The organism is Photobacterium sp. DNB22_13_2 (genome assembly GCF_052873915.1).
Genome location: NZ_JBNNXU010000004.1, coordinates 215538 through 232242 on the forward strand (window position 1 = coordinate 215538; position 16705 = coordinate 232242).

The following is a 16705-nucleotide window of genomic DNA, read 5'->3' on the forward strand; positions in this document are numbered from 1 at the left end:
ATTGAACGTTGTTTTTATCCTTGTATGATGCTCTGCAATACTTCTTTGCTGTCAAATACTCATGAAAAACATACAACGTACATTACCTGTACTGGCATTTATCCTGAGCTCCTCCCTCGCTAATGCCCAGGTTGCCACAACTGATTTTGACTATATTAGTGGAGGTTTCCATTACACGCATTTAAGTCATGAATTCACAAGCTCTCATTATTTTCACAACGAAACCCAAGGAGAAACCATTGCAGACAGCATGGCGGGCGCCTTCTTGAAAGGAAGCTGGAACTTCACTCATCGCTTATATATAACAGGGAGAGTCGAACTGTCGAAACGCAATCAAGTTTCTCTCGCACATCAAATGGCAGGTATTGGGTTCTATCAACCGCTATCAAAATCTCTTTCGTTCTTTACGACGTTGGGGGTCACCCACCTCAACCTTGAGCAGGGTGAGAATACTGGTCATAAGAACCAACATTACAGTGAATCTGGTGCTAGTGCAGAAGCCGGCTTACGCTTTTCCCCTTGTGATAATTGGATTGTTGAACCCTCGTTTCGTACCGACCAACTAAAGCACACTTTGAATGAATACCGGATAGGCAATATATTTAACGTCTCTAACAACATGAATATAGAAGCTAATTTTTCTTATTCGACCATCGAAAAGTATTCAATGAGTAGCTACCAACTTGGTGTACGTTATGCGTTCTAAATACTGGGCGTTCGTTCAGAATTTGCCTTAAATCAATCTATTATTAACTTTCATTCAGCCTTGCCTTATATGTGATCAACGTCACAACCAGGAGCAATAATAAGCGTATATTTTTATCCATCATTTGTATGAGGAAATGGATATGAATGCTTCTAAATTATACTTAAGGGACTTATTAGGCATCGGCTTGGTTATCTCCGCTATTCTGGTTGTGCTTGGCTTCATCTTTTGCCTTCTGGCTGCGTTGAACTTCTTCACTCATGAAGAAGTACTAGCCAATACGTATTTACATGAAGCATTACCGTTGTTTGTCTTTTTACTACCATCTATTGCTATCGCTCGGTTCATTAGCCGCCCTAGATGGATTCATGATGTTGAAGAATATCAGTTAGAGTCAGCAAAGAAATTCAGCCAATCGCATTGATGCTTTAGCTCCACACCTCCAAGCATGCGATTATATTCAATATAGTTTAGCTCGCTTGGAGTGTTTACTTCCTCCACCCTATTCTCCTCAACTCAATGCTTATAATGACATCTAGATGTAAAACACTGGGCTTAAATTAATACCAAAAGCCAAGGAGTGCATAGCATTGAGCAAAGAAGGCATTTACCGACAGTTACCCGAGCTCATGCAGCTCGAAACCATCATTAATCATTCGATTCCAACTTTAAAACACATTGCTACGTCCGTCGAGGTGATCAACTATTCCGAGCTCGATAATATTCCTCTACCCATATACAAAGTCAGCCTAGGGGCTATTAATAGCCACTCTCCTTGCCTTTTTTTTGTTGGCGGTGTCCATGGTTTAGAGCGCATTGGCAGCCAAGTCGTTATCTCCCTGCTAGGGAGCCTATGCCAGCGTCTTCACTGGGACGAGGCTTTACAACAAAAATTACGCCGTATTAAGCTCATTTTTATTCCGTTATTAAATCCAGTCGGTATGGCAAAGCGTTATCGCTCTAACGGTAACCATATCGATTTAATGAGGAATGCACCGGTGGACAGTAAAGAGTCTACTGCATGGCTTATTGGCGGACATCGAATATCAAAACATATCCCTTGGTACCGTGGTAAGGCGCAACAAGGAATGGAAATTGAGTCACAAGCACTGAGCAATGAAGTCATGTTAGCAACGGAATCCAGCCCTTTTACTCTCGCCCTCGATTGCCATTCAGGGTTTGGTTCCAAAGATCGTCTTTGGTTTCCCTATGCCAAAAGCAAACTTCAGCCTATTAGTCGGGTTGGAGCTATCTACCACTTAAGAGAGCTATTCTTTAATGCCTTTCCCCACCAGAATTATTTGTTTGAACCCCAAACCAAGCATTACACTTGCCATGGGGACTTATGGGATTACTTGTATGATATGTCAGAAAGTCGTCAACAACACCTGCTTCCTATTACACTAGAGATGGGATCTTGGCGATGGGTTCGTAAGAATCCACTGCAAATTATTGACCGTATTGGGCTTTTTCACCCAATAAAACCCCATAGGATCCAGCGTGTACTGCGCACGCACCTGATACTGACTGAGTTTTTAATGAATGCCACCTATTCATACCAGAATTGGTACTTGAGCGATCAAAACGATGCATTTGCCCTGCAAGCTAAATCGCTTTGGTATCCACATGACCTCACCCAAAACAGCAAGAATGTGCCATGAACTCATTAGCTAATGCTTCCCATCGTCCTATTTTATTAATCAGAGGACTACTGAGAGAAACTCGACACTGGGGAAGGTTTACCGAATTATTACAAGCGGACTTTCCTGAGCGAGAGATCATCGCCTTTGATATTGCTGGCAATGGAGCGCGTAACCAAGAACAATCCTCCACCAGTGTTTCGGCAATGGTAGAGGATCTGAAATCCCAGCTATCCGATTATCAAGCATCAACAACAAACACAACACCTACAGACCTCAATGCCGATAGTGTCGATATCATAGCAATCTCTATGGGCGGTATGATTGCATTGGAGTGGATGAGAAAATACCCAAACGATATCCACTCAGCCATACTGATCAATGCCAGTCTCAATAACTATTCTCCTTTCTATAAAAGACTTAGATGGCAACAATACAGGAATATACTTCAGTATTTTTTCCTTCCAGATGAGAAGCGCGAGTCACTGATCTTCGAAATGACAACCCGTCAATCACCGCCTTGTATCATTGAAAGTTGGATCAGATGGCGTAAAGACTATCCAGTTTCTGCCTCGAATGCGTTACGACAACTATATGCCGCTAGCCGCTATCAGTATCACTCAATTCCCAAGCCACCCACACTACTGATTGGCAGTCAACAAGATGCCCTCGTCTCAATTTCATGCAGTAAGGCGTTAGCTAAAGGGTGGAGCATACCTCTCATGATCCACCCTGAAGCAGGTCATGATCTGCCATCCGATGATGCTAACTGGTTACTTGATAAGGTAGAACTGTTCTATCAACGCCAAGCCGTTCAGTTACAAGAAAATGAATGCAATATGAATTAAGCCCTCAGTATTAATTCAATCACAGACTTGCAAACTGTCTTCAGTTAATACAAATGCCGGAGATAGTTATGACAGCTGTAAGTATTGTGATCATCACACTGAATGAAGAAAAACGCATTGGCCGCCTACTGGATGACTTAAGCAAACAAAGTCACCAGTTGTTCGAGGTTATCGTGGTCGATTCCAACAGCGACGATAATACCTGTGAAGTCGCCAGAGGATTCGAACAAGCTATACCCGGCTTGACCGTTCATAAGATGAGTCAACGTGGGACTAGCCTTGGCCGTAATACCGGTGCTCAACTCGCCAAAAATGAAAGGCTATTATTCCTTGATGCTGATGTTCGGCTGAGCCCGACTTTCTTAACCAATGCACTGTATGAATTGGAAAATCGAAAACTCGAAGTTGCCGGTGCCTACATGGAAGCCAAAGATTTGTCGTTCGGTTACAAAATGGGCTATGCGCTATTCAATGCTGGGCTGTTTACCACTTCGTTTTTCTTCCCTACCGCTGTTGGTGCCTGCATGTTTTCGACCAAACGCGTTCACAAAGAGATTGGCGGCTTTGACCCAAGCATCGTGCTTTGCGAAGACTGTGATTATGCCAGCCGTGCCTCTAAAACGTGGCGTTATCGAATGCTCCCTGTTCGTTTCTGGTTTGATCCTCGCCGCCTTGAGCAAGATGGCTTCATTAAAATGGGCCTGACTTATATGAAAGCCAACGTTCGCCGTTTCTTTATGGGCGAGATGCGGAATAAAGAAATGGATTACAAGTTCGATCATTACAAGGATGCTAACTAAGTCATGCAAGACGTCGCTTGGTGGTGGTATTTTGGAGGAAGTTTCCTTGATGCCCTGATAGGACCAAACATATTTTTCCCTGGAGAGCCTTTCTTACTAGCAGCGGGCTATCTGCTTAGCAGCGGTGCTATCTATGGTTTACTGGCTGTACTTGCCGGGGGCTTTATAGGTGACCAAATCAGTTTTTGGATTGGTCGCCGATCTGGCTCTCACGGTCGCCGCTGGCTAGTTCGTAAATTCAATAAAACACAACGTCCTATCGCCAAGACACGCTTTATCCTGCATAAGAGAGGCCCTTGGGTGATCACTGCCTCTCGGCTACTTGGCCCAGTGGCATGGATAATGCCATTTATCGCCGGCAGTTACGCCATGAGCTGGACGACATTTACCCTTTATTCATCCATTGGATTAATACTAGGGGTTGGCCAATTCACCCTTGCAGGTTTTTTTATCGGCAAAGGCATCAATGTCCTACCCAGTTGGCAGACTATCGGGCTATTTTTCCAAGAGCACAGCGTGCTAATTACCGCAAGTCTGCTCTCACTGCTGGTTTCATTGATGTTATATCGAGTCTACCGTTGGCGAAAGTGGCTTTTAATGGCATGTTGCTGGCTTACTGCCTTAGGTTCTGCTAATTATTACCATTTTTTTCATAGCGAGGCCTATAACATAGAGTGGATTTCTCAAGCGCAAGCCGATAGTAATGCTGCACAATTACAAGGCGATAGTGTTGCACTTAATAAATTGGACTATACAGTTTACCCAGGGTTATCCCCAGTATATAAAGCCCAACCCATCAACATTATTTTAGTTGGCGAGCATCCAAGCGTACTAATGGACGACTTAGGTTGGATTGAAAATAAAACCTTCTCCCGTAATAAACTGGATTTATCTCAATACCTTGAGTTAATTTCCCAGCAGAAACCACCGATCTCAGACTTATACTGGAACCAACAGCCACAATTGATGGCTTACCAAATTAAAGGAGATTTAATAAATCGTAGCCATATCCGGTGGTGGTATGCTGGTCAGTCAGAACAAACGAAAGAAGATATTTGGCTTGCATCAATCAGTTACGACGACCGTCTTAAACTTGCCCACTATAAAGGGCTAATAACGGTATTACATGGTATTGACCCCGATATCGATGTAGAACGAGATACCTTGATGAATAACGCAGCCCAGTTAGGTTGGAAACCAGAATTATAAAACTAGGTCAACCCGTCGCTTTTTCCAAATCCAACCATTATTTCAGCGATGGTAATATTTCTATCATCCGTTAAATATAAAAAGCCGCCAAATAATTATGGCGGCTTAGATATTTATTTCAAACGAGTAATCAATATATTACTTCGGCTTAGCAAAAACTTGGGTCCAGTAGTTTCTGTCACTTTCCACAACCGAAGCACCCATCTCTGTAATTTTCGCATTCATTATGTTGGTACAGTGGCCTGAACTAGCCATCCAACCGGACATAACCTGCTCAATGCTTGTCTGACCAGCTGCGACGTTTTCTGCCACAGTGCTCCATTCATAACCTTCATCTGTTACACGAGTGCTCACTGAACTACCATCTGAGCCTGTATGGCTCATTTTCTGCATATTTGCCATATCGCCTGAATGGCGGTCCGCTGCGTCTTGTAAGTCAAGATTCCATTCAAGAGCTGGAACTGCTGGCATTGCTTGACCACCACAGACTTGATCCTCCGCGCGCGCTTGGTTCACCGCATACAGCATCTGCTCTGCAAAGGTATCTCCAGGGCCTGGATCTGGGTCAGTATTACCCTCATCACCACCGCCGCCGGTATTGTTATCATCACCAGGGTTAGTACCGGAATCATTACCATCTTCTGGTAGGTTAACAGGGTTTCCTGAATTATCTGAACCTGATGACGACGAACTAGAACCACCACCACAACCAGCCAATAATAATGCTGACAACGCTAATATGGGTAAAACTTTCATAACATACCTTGCTTTGTATTAGGTGTGTTTTATTAGACTGAATAATATAATATATGTAGTACTAATTTAGTCTAATAAAACACAATAAATAAATTGGCTTCACGCTTTTTACGAAGCACACTATACTTAATCCCCACTTAATCATTCAATATGCAACGATGATATTCTCAACAACCTGACAAACAATTAACAAAGAAAAACTAACCAATAATCGAAAATAACACTCTTAAGGTAATGAAATAAAAGAAATAAAATACAACAAAGGAAAACAAAATGAATGTAGATATGTACAAACAAGCATGTACAATTAAATATTCATTTTTTTCAACAAAAGAAAATTTCATCTTTAAAATAAGTAACAGTGACAAAAACAAAACAATAATATTGTCATTAAAGTTATATTTGTCATTTTTTTATGCTTGATCGAGATCAATTCAAAATAAAAAAGCACCAATAATAATTGATGCTTTTCAATTTAATATTTTCTGACTTCAGCTACATGGTTGCCAAATCTTCTTGAGTAACACTAACACCTTTAATTTGGGCATAAACTTTATCACCAACTGATAAATCAAGTTCGTCCGCTGCCCACTTGGTGATATTGGCCCACAGTTGGGCTTCACCCACTCTCAAACGAACTTCAACCCGCTCCTGCTCATCAACCGGATGAATTTTATCAATCTTTGCTGATAGTATATTCCGAATACTGGTTTGCTCTGATCTAATCTTGGTCAGAGAAACATCATTCGAGTGAACCCGTACCCTAACCCACTCTCCTCGCACGCTCTGCAAGCGGTTTACCCACAAATATGCATCGTGATCGAGCATTACCTGTGTTAATGCATAGTGAGGATGATGATGATTGACTCGAGCGCTAAGTAACGAACTCTGCTCCTTAGCTGGTAGCCAAGGTCGCATCTCAGGCGAGCCCCAGACACTGTTAATATGACCCGAAACCACCACTTTTCCTTGGTGGATCATCGCCATATGATCCGCTAAGCGTAAAATTTCATCCAAGCTGTGGGTAACGTAAACAATCGGGATCTTAACCTCTTTGGCAAGACGCTCGAGATATGGCATTAATTCTTGTTTACGGGGAAGATCGAGTGATGCCAGAGGTTCATCCATTAACAGCATCGACGGATTGGATAGTAATGCACGGCCTATTGCCACACGCTGCTTTTCTCCCCCCGATAAAGAAGCCGGATAGCGGTTCAAGAGTCTTTCTATACCCAAAAGTTGAGTTACTGATTGAAATTGTTCAGGGTTAGCACTCTTACAGCCATAACGCAGATTACCTGCAACAGTGTAATGAGGAAACAATCTGGCATCCTGAAACACATAACCAATTCGCCGCTTTTCCGGAGGCAGGTCAATTCCGGTTTGGTGGTTATACAACACGTGCTGCCCAAGAGAAATAGTTCCTGAATCTGGGGTCGTCAAACCACTCAAAACATTGATCAATGATGTCTTCCCCGCCCCAGAGCGACCAAAGATAGCAGTGATCCCCTCCATCGGTAGTTCAAGCTGGATATCCATATCAAGATCGCCAAGCTTCTGCTTTATATCGATAGTAATCATCTGGCCTCCAATCGCTGTCGAGCAGCCCGCGAGAACCATTCAGAGGCCAGGATCGATGCCAAGGCTATGACAATTGCGATTACACATAATCGCGCAGCTTGATCTTCGGCACCAGGGGTTTCAATAAATGAATACATCGCCAAGGGTATGGTTTGAGTCTCTCCCGGGATATTCGATACAAAAGTAATGGTTGCACCAAACTCACCCAACGCACGGGCAAAGGCCAAGATAGCTCCAGTAAGAATACCCGGTAAGGTAAGCGGCAAGGTAATGGTGAAAAATACTTTTATCGGGCTGGCCCCTAATGTTCGTGCCGCCTGCTCAAGCTTGTAATCAACACTTTCAAGTGCCAAACGAATAGAGCGCACCATTAACGGAAAAGAAACAACCGCAACCGCTAAAACGGCACCTCGCCAACTAAAACTGAATGTCAGGCCAAACCAATCATATAAAGCTTTACCAATTACACCCTGGCGCCCCATTACCACCAGCAATAGATAACCAATGACAACGGGAGGAAGTACTAACGGTAAATGCACAAGACCATCAAGCAAAGACTTACCCACAAATTGGCAACGCGCCAATAACCACGCGCACAAGACGCCAAAGGGTAAACTAACAACCACCGCAACGCTGGCAATTTTTAAGCTAAGCAATAGCGCTTGAACTTCATATTCGGTTAACACTAATTGATATCTCCGGTACTAATGTCCCCGAAACCGAACTCAGTGAAGATGGCAGCAGCCTCTTCTGAATTAAGGAAGTGATAAAAGCTATTTGCACTTTCATTCTGTCGCCCTTTCACCATTGCGACAGGATAGCTGATCGCGGTGTGGCTACCTTCAGGAAATTCACTGACAATTTGTACTTTAGTGGAAATCAGTGCATCCGTTTTATATACCACTCCTAGTAATGCTTCTTGTCTTTCTACCAGCAACAGTGCGCCACGTACATTGTTCGCTCTCGCCAACAAACGTTCTGCCTGTTGCCATAGGCCGATATGTTCCAAGGCTTCTTTTGTGTAGACCCCTGCTGGCACATGATTTGGATCACCAACGGCAAGGCGGGTACCATCCAAAGCTTTACTCAAGTCGAATGAGGAATTCAACGTCATGTTTTGTTGCGGGTAGTCATTTGGTGCCACCATCACCAAGCTGTTATGCAACAAAGGCTTTCTTGTTGAAACCTCAATGACACCTTGCTGTACCAAGTAATCCATCCACTTCTCATTAGCAGAAAGATAAATATCGGCTGGTGCTCCTTGGGCTATTTGGCGGGCTAGCGCTGAAGATGAAGCATATGAAACCGTTGGCTTCTCCCCCGTTTTCAACTCGTAGGCAGACACAACCTCATTCATCGCATTGGTCAACGACGAGGCTGCAAAAACAGTTACCTTTTCAGAGGCAAGACTTGAAAACGACAACACAGATATAGCAATAGCTATTACAGTACTTTTCCAGCACTTCATCTTAAGATCCTAGGAGTAAAAATACCGTTATATAGTAAGGTATATAACGGTAAAACTGAATACCCAGATCGTGATAGATATTTGGGAAAGAAGGTAATAAACCGGAAATGCCCAAAGAAAGCCGGAAGGACTTCTAGATGGCCGAACAATATAATTGGAGTTTAATTTGTTCTTAATCAGCAGCTTAATGATTTAACGATCTGAAAATTCATGGTTATGTCAAACGGGCTTTTTCAAAAACAGGTGATTTAGGCTTCGGTGGTGGTAAATGATAAAAATGAGAGATACAGCTTATTACGCGGTCACGAGAATAAGTCGGCATGTATCGAAAAGTCTAACTTAAAAAGGAGCACTACAAAGCCACCAGTAGGAGGTGGGAAAGCCACAATTGAATCCTTAGTGCATTGTTGCGCCAGCGCGTATTTCATCGGCTGTAATATCAGCTTGGTCTTCTGGTAGCCAGACGATAAAAGCTCCTTTCTCGCCGTAAAACTCATCCCAACCGCCGTTCAACACTTTTAAATCACACAAAGCCTTGATTTCCTCTTTGCTTTTGCCGAGCTTTAGGGCAGCGAGATCAAGTGTGAAAGGTTTAATCCAGTTCGTTTGAAATTGCGTGGCTGACATCTTTGGTTTTCTCGTTGAATTAATAATTATTTAGGGTTGTTTAGCGTGTTACCCCCCCACTTACGGCGAGTTTATGCGGCGTAACAATACCAATTACCTTCATTTAAAATCAACTGACTGACGCTCATATCAGATATAATGTAGCTTCATTCTTAAAAAAAACACAACAAGCCATAATACATGAACATCTACCCACGCGATTTACGATTGTAAAGCATGCTTTTCCAGCCGTCGACCTATGGTGTGTGAAAGAAAACAATACCATCCTTGGCTTAATCGGTGTTCATGATACAAAAACCGAGATGCAGTTCCTACGTGATAGTGCAATAGGAAAAGGTATAGGTTCTTATTTGCCTTAAACGTAGATAAGCCCCTCTTCAGAGACTCTTACTAGAGTTGATTTTAACGAGAGGTTTTGTTCTTTTTTATGTATTTCAATACTATCCAGATGAAATAACCTGCAACGCCGATGATGAGTGCGGAGCGAATGAGAATAGGCGCATCATGCTCAAGTTGAGTAACATGAGGCGCAATACTGGCATACAATCGCCCGGTAAAAAACAACCCCATTATTAACATAAAAATTTTATTCATGTATCCTGCCATTCAAATTGATGCGTTGCACAGAAACAACTATTCGTGTTTATTTCTCTTAACGAAAGCACGTTTTGTTCTGCTCAGAAATAAATAATGCGCTTCTAAAACATGGTCGTCAACGCTACAACTATCTATGGCAGGTAAGCTAACATTTCATTTTTGAGAGTGATTGGCTCAGTTAGTGGAGAGCTAAAAGAAAAAGAATGTGTAAAGGATTCGCAGGCATAAAAGAGTTGATACCAGTATGTAAAGATAATACGCATAAGTCGTGTTGAAAGTAATATTCGTAATCGAGTTATAAAAGCCCTGTAATATCCCTATGCATCCTAGTGTCCTCAATGGGTCCTTATCGACTATTAATACTAAAGGTGTTCTATATTGCGTTCACGACTCATCATGGGGAAACAAACGATTTAGAGCATTGGACTAATCGGTGACAATACTAGAGTTCGAAGTAGTCATCTAAAGCTTTTCTAGCATCTGCTATCGAACAGTTTGTCAGAAAGCATAGCTCGGCAACGGTGATTGCCGGATTATCTTCAACATAGGAAAGTAGAGTGCGCAATTTCTCTGTTTTACCGTAGTCGAAACCTACGCTCTCGATATCGTTATACTTCGAAAGGCGTTTGTGAATTGGCTTTCCGACTGCGACTAATGATTCGCTAGTAGCATTTTGTAGTATGGACTGTAGAGCGTTTAGCTTCGCCAAACTACCCGTGAGTTCTAGGTGCCTTTGATTTGCTTTTCGTTTAACGTCGATACCAATTTCAGCAAGCTTCTCAAGCAAGAAGCAGCGGTCTGTTTTACCAAGAGTAGCAGTGAAGTTTTTTATTTCATACGTAGCAAATTCACTTGCCTCGCCAAGCTCATGTAAGCCAGCGAGGTAGCTTTGGTAGACTCGCTGCCACTTCAAACAATTCTTGGAATCAACTAGTTTACCAAAGTCAGATCTTACCGCTACCAGATCTTTATATTTGCCAATAAGGACGTAATTTCGGCTGCGGCGTACCCGTTTCACAATACAGCCGTACGGCACAATGACTGAATTAATCTCTGAAATACCAGTGGTTGTGATTTTATGCGCCAGGGACGGCAGGTTGATTGTTATACTCGATTTCATCATTAATCACAGATCGTAGGTATGACGAGAAAATAACACCTTTGCCTTGTAGAAACAAACGCTGTGTAATCGCAAAAGAACAACACTCATTCAGTAAAACTTAGAACACAAACACATGCTTTAACACTCTATACAAACACGACCAAGATCACATTTTTCCATTTTTTATAAGGTGTACACTAGGTATTGATAAGTTTGTAAATGGTGAAAGTAAATATGCAGTTATTTGGAACGGTTACCTATGACCATAACAATCATTTACGGCGTTTCTTTTCAAAGCACTCGAAATTCAAAAAAGAGATTGAACTCGATATTGAAGAGAGATTGCCCGTACTTTTAAGTAGTAACAGTTATAAAATCAAACTCGCTCAAAAACTAACCCATAAAGGCGTTAAAATACAAGAGTATAAAATAATACTAACCCCAACATTAAGCTGCCGGGTGGCCTTCATTCAGCAAGGGAATGACATTAAGGTGATTTACATTAGCGACATGATAACTAAACAGCCCTATTGTAATATGCTAGCGAAGACGACCCTAGTTGATTGACTGAGTGATTGATGTTTTGTGGAAGGGTTATCTCGCGCTAACATCACCTATAACAACATATTCTTCTTATGCCAATCCGCACTCAAATGCTTATAATTCCTTTAAAGTAAATTCATTCACACGGATGTCATTATGAAAAACCAACTGGGCAGCGCAATACAATTGTTTTTGGCCGTCGCTATCTTTTATTTGGGTTACACCATCTACTCTTTTACTACAACGATCACTAAAGTTGTCGATACCTACCCCCAAATGATAGCGGATATCAATTCGACAGCGGATAAACTCGAAATCGAACAATGGCTATTACTGGCAAAAACCTTTGAAGAGTTAACGCCGCAGGCACTGTTGTTGGCTAATGATATCCAAACAACAATCGAGGATGTTAACAAGACCGTTGCCTCGGTAGATCAAAAAATCCCACAGATTCTTGATGAAATAAATGCGATACGTAGCGAAACCATTCCTTCCATAGTCCAAACTGTCGCAACGGTAAACACGACAACATTACCTGTAGCATTAAACGAATTGAAGCATTATAGAACAGATGTGATTCCTGCAGTAGTTATCGAAAGTGAGGGTTACAGGAAAACGACTATTCCAGCGATCATTACTGAGTCAGGGCACTTGCGTAATGATGTGCCTATCATACTCGCTAAAACTGATGAAATTGTTGAGAAGAGTGAACAATTGACTCAACAAGTAACGCAAGGCGCAGTTAAAGGCGTCCTGCTTTCTCCTGTAAACCTGATCAGAGATGCAGGTACAGGCCTTATTAGCCTTCCTTCGACATCAAATTCGGAACAAGAGCAAGAATAACAATTCAGCGAATAGCCCAAGATCAAATCTTGGGTTTACTTCTATTTTCTTTTCATTGAGCTAACGATGAATACGATCCCCATCAGGCTTTGAATTGCTATGACGATGAGAAATAAATGCAGCGAGATTTCACAGAAGATGATCTGATTCTTTGATAGGGACGAAGCAGAGGAAATTATAACGTCCCAATAATAGAGGAAAGAAGCAGGAAATAGCGCCAATGTAATAGCAAGTCCCTTGATTAACCAGTGTTTAGCCTGCCACTCAGCAGGCGTATGAATACGATAGCGTCCAGCAGTCCATAAAATCGAAGCTATGATTACCACTAAACTTTCCATACACACCCTACATATCAATAATTCTGAACAAATTCAAAAATATCATTAGGTTTGCTTATCAGAAAGTCACGATTTACTACGAAAGCACAATGTCTTACCGCTACACACTTTTTACCAATACAAATAACTGGAAACAGGTAAATATTAGAAATTACATTTAGAAACACCCGTAACGTTCAGAGTAAATTACTAAAAAATTAATATACTACACAATTTTTGGAATCTCATTTTTCCAATATGGAGAATAAAATACGCCCAAACATCGATTTTCATGTGCTTGTAAAAACCTTTGTTTGAAACTTGGCTGAATAGTTATACTCAGCCAAGTTTACAGTTAGGCTTATGAGCAGTTTCCGGCTTTACGATACCCTGCTGATAATGCTTCTTGCTCAGAGTGGAAATTTACAACATTCTTGGGACTCACTCGATTATAACTTGGACACCCCTCAGGTAGGTGGTACACCTTACTGTTCTTATTGCCCCTTATTAAATGCCCTGAATCTGTGTCAGTGCTATCCTTCGCAACCTCTGTAGACTTTAAGCCTAAGCCACTGTTTTTATGACCAACCTGCCAAACCGCTTTACCTGTAACAAATGGGTTGTCATGTCCCATTTGCTTAGCGATTCGACGGTTTCTCTCAAGCTCCCACTCAGAGACAGGGTACTGTCTGTCCCATGCAACCAACAGACGTTGCTGCTGGGTGGACATCGATAGATTATAACGGTCAAACATATAAAAGTAGGTTCGAGCGACCTGCCCTTTGACTTCGTTCCTCGGTTCCGCCAAACGGCTTTTAAAATCAACTTTAAAGTCACATTGGCCATACTGATTTGACGACACATTGAGCTGGCTGAAATTGTAATTTGAACGGTCACCGTTCACTTCACCAATGGAAGGAGTCAGGTTATGCATATCCGCTTCCATCACCGCAAAAACAGGATCATTTTTTACACAGTTCTTGCGACCGCCTTCTTGCCAGCATTGCCTCGCTCGACCAAAGTTAGAGGCTGGAACAATATGCTCCCACTCAATGCGCTGGGCACGATTTTGGTTCTTACGAACGTCATACCCACAACTGTCCAGGTCAACTCGGCCACCACTTTTCCCCATAAAGGTATAGCTGCAGCCACAGTAAAATGTACCGTTTTCAGTTTGGTCAAAATATACATGTTCTTTGGCTAACACTTTGGCATGGCTAAAGTTATTTGGTGCGGCAATAGTGGAAGAAGTAATAAATAAAGCGAAGAACGCTAAAAGAAATCGTTTTGACATATCCAATGCTACTAAGGTATTGATAGATAGCTTTAGAATGACATAACACTATAAATAATTCGATAAATAGATTATTGATACTATGTGGCACGGTAGCGATTCAGCGCGTTTTTGGTAAGGTATAATCCCTACGGATATGAGCTGCCAAGCAAGTTAAACGGGTAGCATACGGAAATAAACGGTAAGAAAGGTGCCTATGATTGTTACTGCTTTGGTCGACAATTCACGCTTAAACGACCGACCTGATCTTGCTACAGAAAGAGGGTTATCACTTCATATTCAAACCAAAGATAAACAGCTCTTGTTTGATACCGGAAACGGACAAGCTTTTTGCAGCAATGCCAAGTTATTAAATATTGATATCGATAACGTTGATGCTGTCGCAATCTCACATCACCATCATGACCATTGCAATGGGCTACGCCATTTCATAAAACAAAACGCTACAGCCCCGGTTTACCTTCGAGCGAGCGGTGATATGAGTTTCCAGTTTAGAGCTTATGGCTTTAGAAAGGATATCAGTATTGATCGAACGCTATTCGAAGAAGCCCAAACACAGCTTTGCTTGGTCAACATAGCAACAGAAATACTCCCTAACGTTTTTTTGATCACCGATATTACTCAGAATTACGCTCAGCCTAAAGGCAATGAATACCTCTATGCCTGCTCAGAACAAGAATGCTCTCACGACACCTTTGAGCATGAGTTAATGATGGTTATCAGAGAAGAGGATGGCATTGTTGTCTTCACTGGCTGTGCTCACAACGGGGTACTTAATATGGTCGACACGGCGATCTCCTTATTTCCGGGAGCCAGAATCAAAGCGGTTATAGGTGGTTTCCATCTTGTCGGCTTACCCTTTTTCAATAGTGTAGGGGGTAGCAAAAAAGACATCAGATTACTGGGTAAACAACTGCTCGCATACCCTATTGATAAATTCTTCACCGGTCATTGCACAGGCAAGAAAGCGTTCGCCCTGCTAAAGGAAGTGCTAGGTGAGAAATTGGAGCACCTGCCTACAGGCCGAAGTGTGTCAGTCTAATGGTGAGACGGCCACACTTCTATTTATAAGCCCTGTGCAAATACCACATTTAAGCCTTCTTACTCAACCTCTGCAACGGTGCTTTACACACACTTGGCAGCATATACAACAAGCTTAAACGCATCACATGATTGATTGCCACAAAAATAGCGCTGCTGATATACCCAAGTTACCAGAGCCCAGCTCTCCCGAACAACAGGTGTAACGAAAAGATTACGCAAAACAAAAAACCAAAAGCAAGCCAGTATATTGACATTTTATCTTGCGCTTATATTTCGATTCAATTATGTTGGCAGGGAAAGCAAACAGAGGCTCATCACAGCCCAGGTATATCCTTTTTTCAGCGCTGGTTACTCTATACCAGCAAAAGAAAGAAACATGACGAAGAACAATCACAACATAAGATACTGAACATGAAGCCAACATTATTTACTGTCACACTGCTGGGTACCCTTACACTAGCTTCCACTCCATCACTTGCTGGTGAAACACTGGATAAAATCGAACAAGCTAAAGAAATTCGAATCGGTGTCACTGGGGATTACATGCCTTTTTCCGAGAAGCTGAGCAATGGTAACTATGTGGGTATTGAGCACGATCTTGCTGTGATCATTGCTGATGAACTAAATGTAAAATTAACCTTGGTTCCGACCAGTTGGCCAACATTGATGGATGATTTCCAAAGCGGTAAGTACGATATCGGTATGACTGGTATTTCAGTTACTGACGCACGCAAAGAGTTTGCTTACTTCTCTCATAGCTATTACAACTATGGCAAAACGCCTATTACTCGTTGTGAAGACGTAGAGAAATTCAACTCACTGGAGAAGATTGATCAGCCAGAAACAACGGTGATCATCAATGAAGGCGGCACAAATTCCATCTTTGCCCGCGCGAACCTTAAGCAGGCTAAGCTTCATGTTGAACCTACCAATAAATACGTCTACGACCGTATTCTTGATGGCACCGTGGATCTGATGATCCCTGACTCAGTTGAAGCGGATTATCGTGCACGCCATCACGACGAGCTTTGTCGCTCTATGCCTGGCTTTGAGTTTACCGAGTCCGCTATCGCCACCATGATGCCTAAAGATAATGAGCTCAAAGCACGCATTAACGAGGTACTTGCCAAACTTGACGAAAGCGGTCAACTAGAGCAGATCATCGATAAAAATATGGGCATTAAAATCTAGAGTTCATAGCGTATAAATTAGTGCCACGAGTATCAGTGGCACTACACTTAATCGAGTTATATCTCGAATACCCAGCCTTTCCAACAACATTAAACACTGCTTGCTGCTTGGTGAAAATCAGTTAAAACCAGAAAATCTA

The 16705-nt window shown here is 42.1% G+C and carries 19 protein-coding genes and 1 pseudogene; 10 read left to right on the forward strand and 10 right to left on the reverse strand.

What is annotated here, in order from left to right:
- The first annotated feature begins 61 nt into the window (after positions 1-61).
- The 6 genes from ACVA58_RS08495 (at position 62) to ACVA58_RS08520 (ending at position 5203) form a co-directional block, all read left to right on the forward strand.
- Positions 62-706 carry a hypothetical protein gene (locus ACVA58_RS08495; protein ID WP_446509998.1) on the forward strand — a complete coding sequence of 215 codons (645 nt, stop codon included), beginning with the start codon at positions 62-64 and terminating at the stop codon, positions 704-706.
- Positions 707-848: 142 nt separating this feature from the next.
- Complete coding sequence (locus tag ACVA58_RS08500) at positions 849-1130, forward strand: D-fructose-6-phosphate amidotransferase (RefSeq protein ID WP_446509999.1); 282 nt, start codon at positions 849-851, stop codon at positions 1128-1130.
- Between the two features lie 166 nt (positions 1131-1296).
- Positions 1297-2367 (forward strand): M14 family zinc carboxypeptidase, encoded by a 1071-nt coding sequence (locus ACVA58_RS08505; RefSeq protein WP_446510000.1) that lies wholly within the window; start codon positions 1297-1299, stop codon positions 2365-2367.
- Positions 2364-3194 carry an alpha/beta fold hydrolase gene (locus tag ACVA58_RS08510; RefSeq protein ID WP_446510001.1) on the forward strand — a complete coding sequence of 277 codons (831 nt, stop codon included), beginning with the start codon at positions 2364-2366 and terminating at the stop codon, positions 3192-3194. Before ACVA58_RS08505 ends, ACVA58_RS08510 begins: the two co-directional genes overlap by 4 nt.
- A 68-nt stretch (positions 3195-3262) precedes the next feature.
- Complete coding sequence (locus tag ACVA58_RS08515; protein ID WP_446510002.1) at positions 3263-3994, forward strand: glycosyltransferase; 732 nt, start codon at positions 3263-3265, stop codon at positions 3992-3994.
- 3 nt (positions 3995-3997) lie between these two features.
- Positions 3998-5203: an LssY C-terminal domain-containing protein gene (locus ACVA58_RS08520; protein WP_446510003.1), complete on the forward strand. Its 1206-nt coding sequence runs from the start codon at positions 3998-4000 to the stop codon at positions 5201-5203.
- 138 nt (positions 5204-5341) lie between these two features.
- Here the strand turns inward: ACVA58_RS08520 and ACVA58_RS08525 are convergent, their stop codons facing one another.
- The 7 genes from ACVA58_RS08525 to ACVA58_RS08555 form a co-directional block, all read right to left on the reverse strand.
- Positions 5342-5959: a CAP domain-containing protein gene (locus tag ACVA58_RS08525; protein WP_446510004.1), complete on the reverse strand. Its 618-nt coding sequence runs from the start codon at positions 5957-5959 to the stop codon at positions 5342-5344.
- Positions 5960-6454: 495 nt separating this feature from the next.
- Complete coding sequence (gene modC / locus ACVA58_RS08530; RefSeq protein WP_446510005.1) at positions 6455-7540, reverse strand: molybdenum ABC transporter ATP-binding protein ModC; 1086 nt, start codon at positions 7538-7540, stop codon at positions 6455-6457.
- A complete protein-coding gene (gene modB, locus ACVA58_RS08535) occupies positions 7537-8226 on the reverse strand; it encodes a molybdate ABC transporter permease subunit (RefSeq protein WP_446510006.1) in 690 nt (229 codons plus the stop codon). Before modB ends, modC begins: the two co-directional genes overlap by 4 nt.
- Positions 8226-9008 (reverse strand): molybdate ABC transporter substrate-binding protein, encoded by a 783-nt coding sequence (modA, locus tag ACVA58_RS08540; protein ID WP_446510007.1) that lies wholly within the window; start codon positions 9006-9008, stop codon positions 8226-8228. The genes modB and modA overlap by 1 nt, the downstream gene beginning before the upstream one ends.
- 396 nt (positions 9009-9404) lie before the next feature.
- Positions 9405-9635, reverse strand: coding sequence for a hypothetical protein (locus tag ACVA58_RS08545; protein WP_446510008.1), 231 nt, complete (start codon positions 9633-9635; stop codon positions 9405-9407).
- Between the two features lie 402 nt (positions 9636-10037).
- A complete protein-coding gene (locus ACVA58_RS08550) occupies positions 10038-10229 on the reverse strand; it encodes a hypothetical protein (protein ID WP_446510009.1) in 192 nt (63 codons plus the stop codon).
- A 445-nt stretch (positions 10230-10674) separates the two neighbouring features.
- Entirely contained in the window at positions 10675-11355 is a 681-nt protein-coding gene (locus ACVA58_RS08555) for a ribosome recycling factor family protein (RefSeq protein ID WP_446510010.1), read from the reverse strand.
- A gap of 213 nt (positions 11356-11568) precedes the next feature.
- Between ACVA58_RS08555 and ACVA58_RS08560 the strand changes: the two genes are divergently transcribed.
- A complete protein-coding gene (locus tag ACVA58_RS08560; protein ID WP_446510011.1) occupies positions 11569-11901 on the forward strand; it encodes a hypothetical protein in 333 nt (110 codons plus the stop codon).
- A 132-nt stretch (positions 11902-12033) separates the two neighbouring features.
- Entirely contained in the window at positions 12034-12720 is a 687-nt protein-coding gene (locus ACVA58_RS08565) for a hypothetical protein (protein WP_446510012.1), read from the forward strand.
- 41 nt (positions 12721-12761) lie between these two features.
- On the opposite strand, the gene ACVA58_RS08570 is transcribed toward ACVA58_RS08565, so the two are convergent.
- The 3 genes and pseudogenes from ACVA58_RS08570 to ACVA58_RS08580 all read right to left on the reverse strand — a co-directional run.
- Complete coding sequence (locus ACVA58_RS08570; protein WP_446510013.1) at positions 12762-13058, reverse strand: hypothetical protein; 297 nt, start codon at positions 13056-13058, stop codon at positions 12762-12764.
- A 340-nt stretch (positions 13059-13398) separates the two neighbouring features.
- Entirely contained in the window at positions 13399-13671 is a 273-nt protein-coding gene (locus ACVA58_RS08575; RefSeq protein ID WP_446510150.1) for a sunset domain-containing protein, read from the reverse strand.
- A pseudogene (locus ACVA58_RS08580) lies at positions 13648-14331 on the reverse strand (endonuclease); the annotation flags it as partial. The gene ACVA58_RS08575 and the pseudogene ACVA58_RS08580, both read right to left, overlap by 24 nt.
- 196 nt (positions 14332-14527) lie before the next feature.
- Here ACVA58_RS08580 and ACVA58_RS08585 point away from each other — a divergent pair.
- Positions 14528-15373 carry an MBL fold metallo-hydrolase gene (locus ACVA58_RS08585; RefSeq protein ID WP_446510014.1) on the forward strand — a complete coding sequence of 282 codons (846 nt, stop codon included), beginning with the start codon at positions 14528-14530 and terminating at the stop codon, positions 15371-15373.
- A 413-nt stretch (positions 15374-15786) separates the two neighbouring features.
- The gene (locus ACVA58_RS08590; RefSeq protein WP_446510015.1) at positions 15787-16566 is read left to right on the forward strand and encodes a transporter substrate-binding domain-containing protein; all 780 of its coding nucleotides are present in this window, start codon (positions 15787-15789) and stop codon (positions 16564-16566) included.
- Positions 16567-16705: the final 139 nt, after the last annotated feature.

Bases quoted from the DNA above. Each gene is read 5' to 3' on its own strand.
- ACVA58_RS08495 (WP_446509998.1), top strand. From the start codon at position 62: ATGAAAAACATACAACGTACATTACCTGTACTGGCATTTATCCTGAGC.
- ACVA58_RS08500 (WP_446509999.1), top strand. From the start codon at position 849: ATGAATGCTTCTAAATTATACTTAAGGGACTTATTAGGCATCGGCTTG.
- ACVA58_RS08510 (WP_446510001.1), top strand. From the start codon at position 2,364: ATGAACTCATTAGCTAATGCTTCCCATCGTCCTATTTTATTAATCAGA.
- ACVA58_RS08515 (WP_446510002.1), top strand. From the start codon at position 3,263: ATGACAGCTGTAAGTATTGTGATCATCACACTGAATGAAGAAAAACGC.
- ACVA58_RS08520 (WP_446510003.1), top strand. From the start codon at position 3,998: ATGCAAGACGTCGCTTGGTGGTGGTATTTTGGAGGAAGTTTCCTTGAT.
- ACVA58_RS08525 (WP_446510004.1), bottom strand. From the start codon at position 5,959: ATGAAAGTTTTACCCATATTAGCGTTGTCAGCATTATTATTGGCTGGT.
- modC (WP_446510005.1), bottom strand. From the start codon at position 7,540: ATGATTACTATCGATATAAAGCAGAAGCTTGGCGATCTTGATATGGAT.
- modA (WP_446510007.1), bottom strand. From the start codon at position 9,008: ATGAAGTGCTGGAAAAGTACTGTAATAGCTATTGCTATATCTGTGTTG.
- ACVA58_RS08545 (WP_446510008.1), bottom strand. From the start codon at position 9,635: ATGTCAGCCACGCAATTTCAAACGAACTGGATTAAACCTTTCACACTT.
- ACVA58_RS08550 (WP_446510009.1), bottom strand. From the start codon at position 10,229: ATGAATAAAATTTTTATGTTAATAATGGGGTTGTTTTTTACCGGGCGA.
- ACVA58_RS08555 (WP_446510010.1), bottom strand. From the start codon at position 11,355: ATGATGAAATCGAGTATAACAATCAACCTGCCGTCCCTGGCGCATAAA.
- ACVA58_RS08560 (WP_446510011.1), top strand. From the start codon at position 11,569: ATGCAGTTATTTGGAACGGTTACCTATGACCATAACAATCATTTACGG.
- ACVA58_RS08565 (WP_446510012.1), top strand. From the start codon at position 12,034: ATGAAAAACCAACTGGGCAGCGCAATACAATTGTTTTTGGCCGTCGCT.
- ACVA58_RS08570 (WP_446510013.1), bottom strand. From the start codon at position 13,058: ATGGAAAGTTTAGTGGTAATCATAGCTTCGATTTTATGGACTGCTGGA.
- ACVA58_RS08575 (WP_446510150.1), bottom strand. From the start codon at position 13,671: ATGGGACATGACAACCCATTTGTTACAGGTAAAGCGGTTTGGCAGGTT.
- ACVA58_RS08585 (WP_446510014.1), top strand. From the start codon at position 14,528: ATGATTGTTACTGCTTTGGTCGACAATTCACGCTTAAACGACCGACCT.
- ACVA58_RS08590 (WP_446510015.1), top strand. From the start codon at position 15,787: ATGAAGCCAACATTATTTACTGTCACACTGCTGGGTACCCTTACACTA.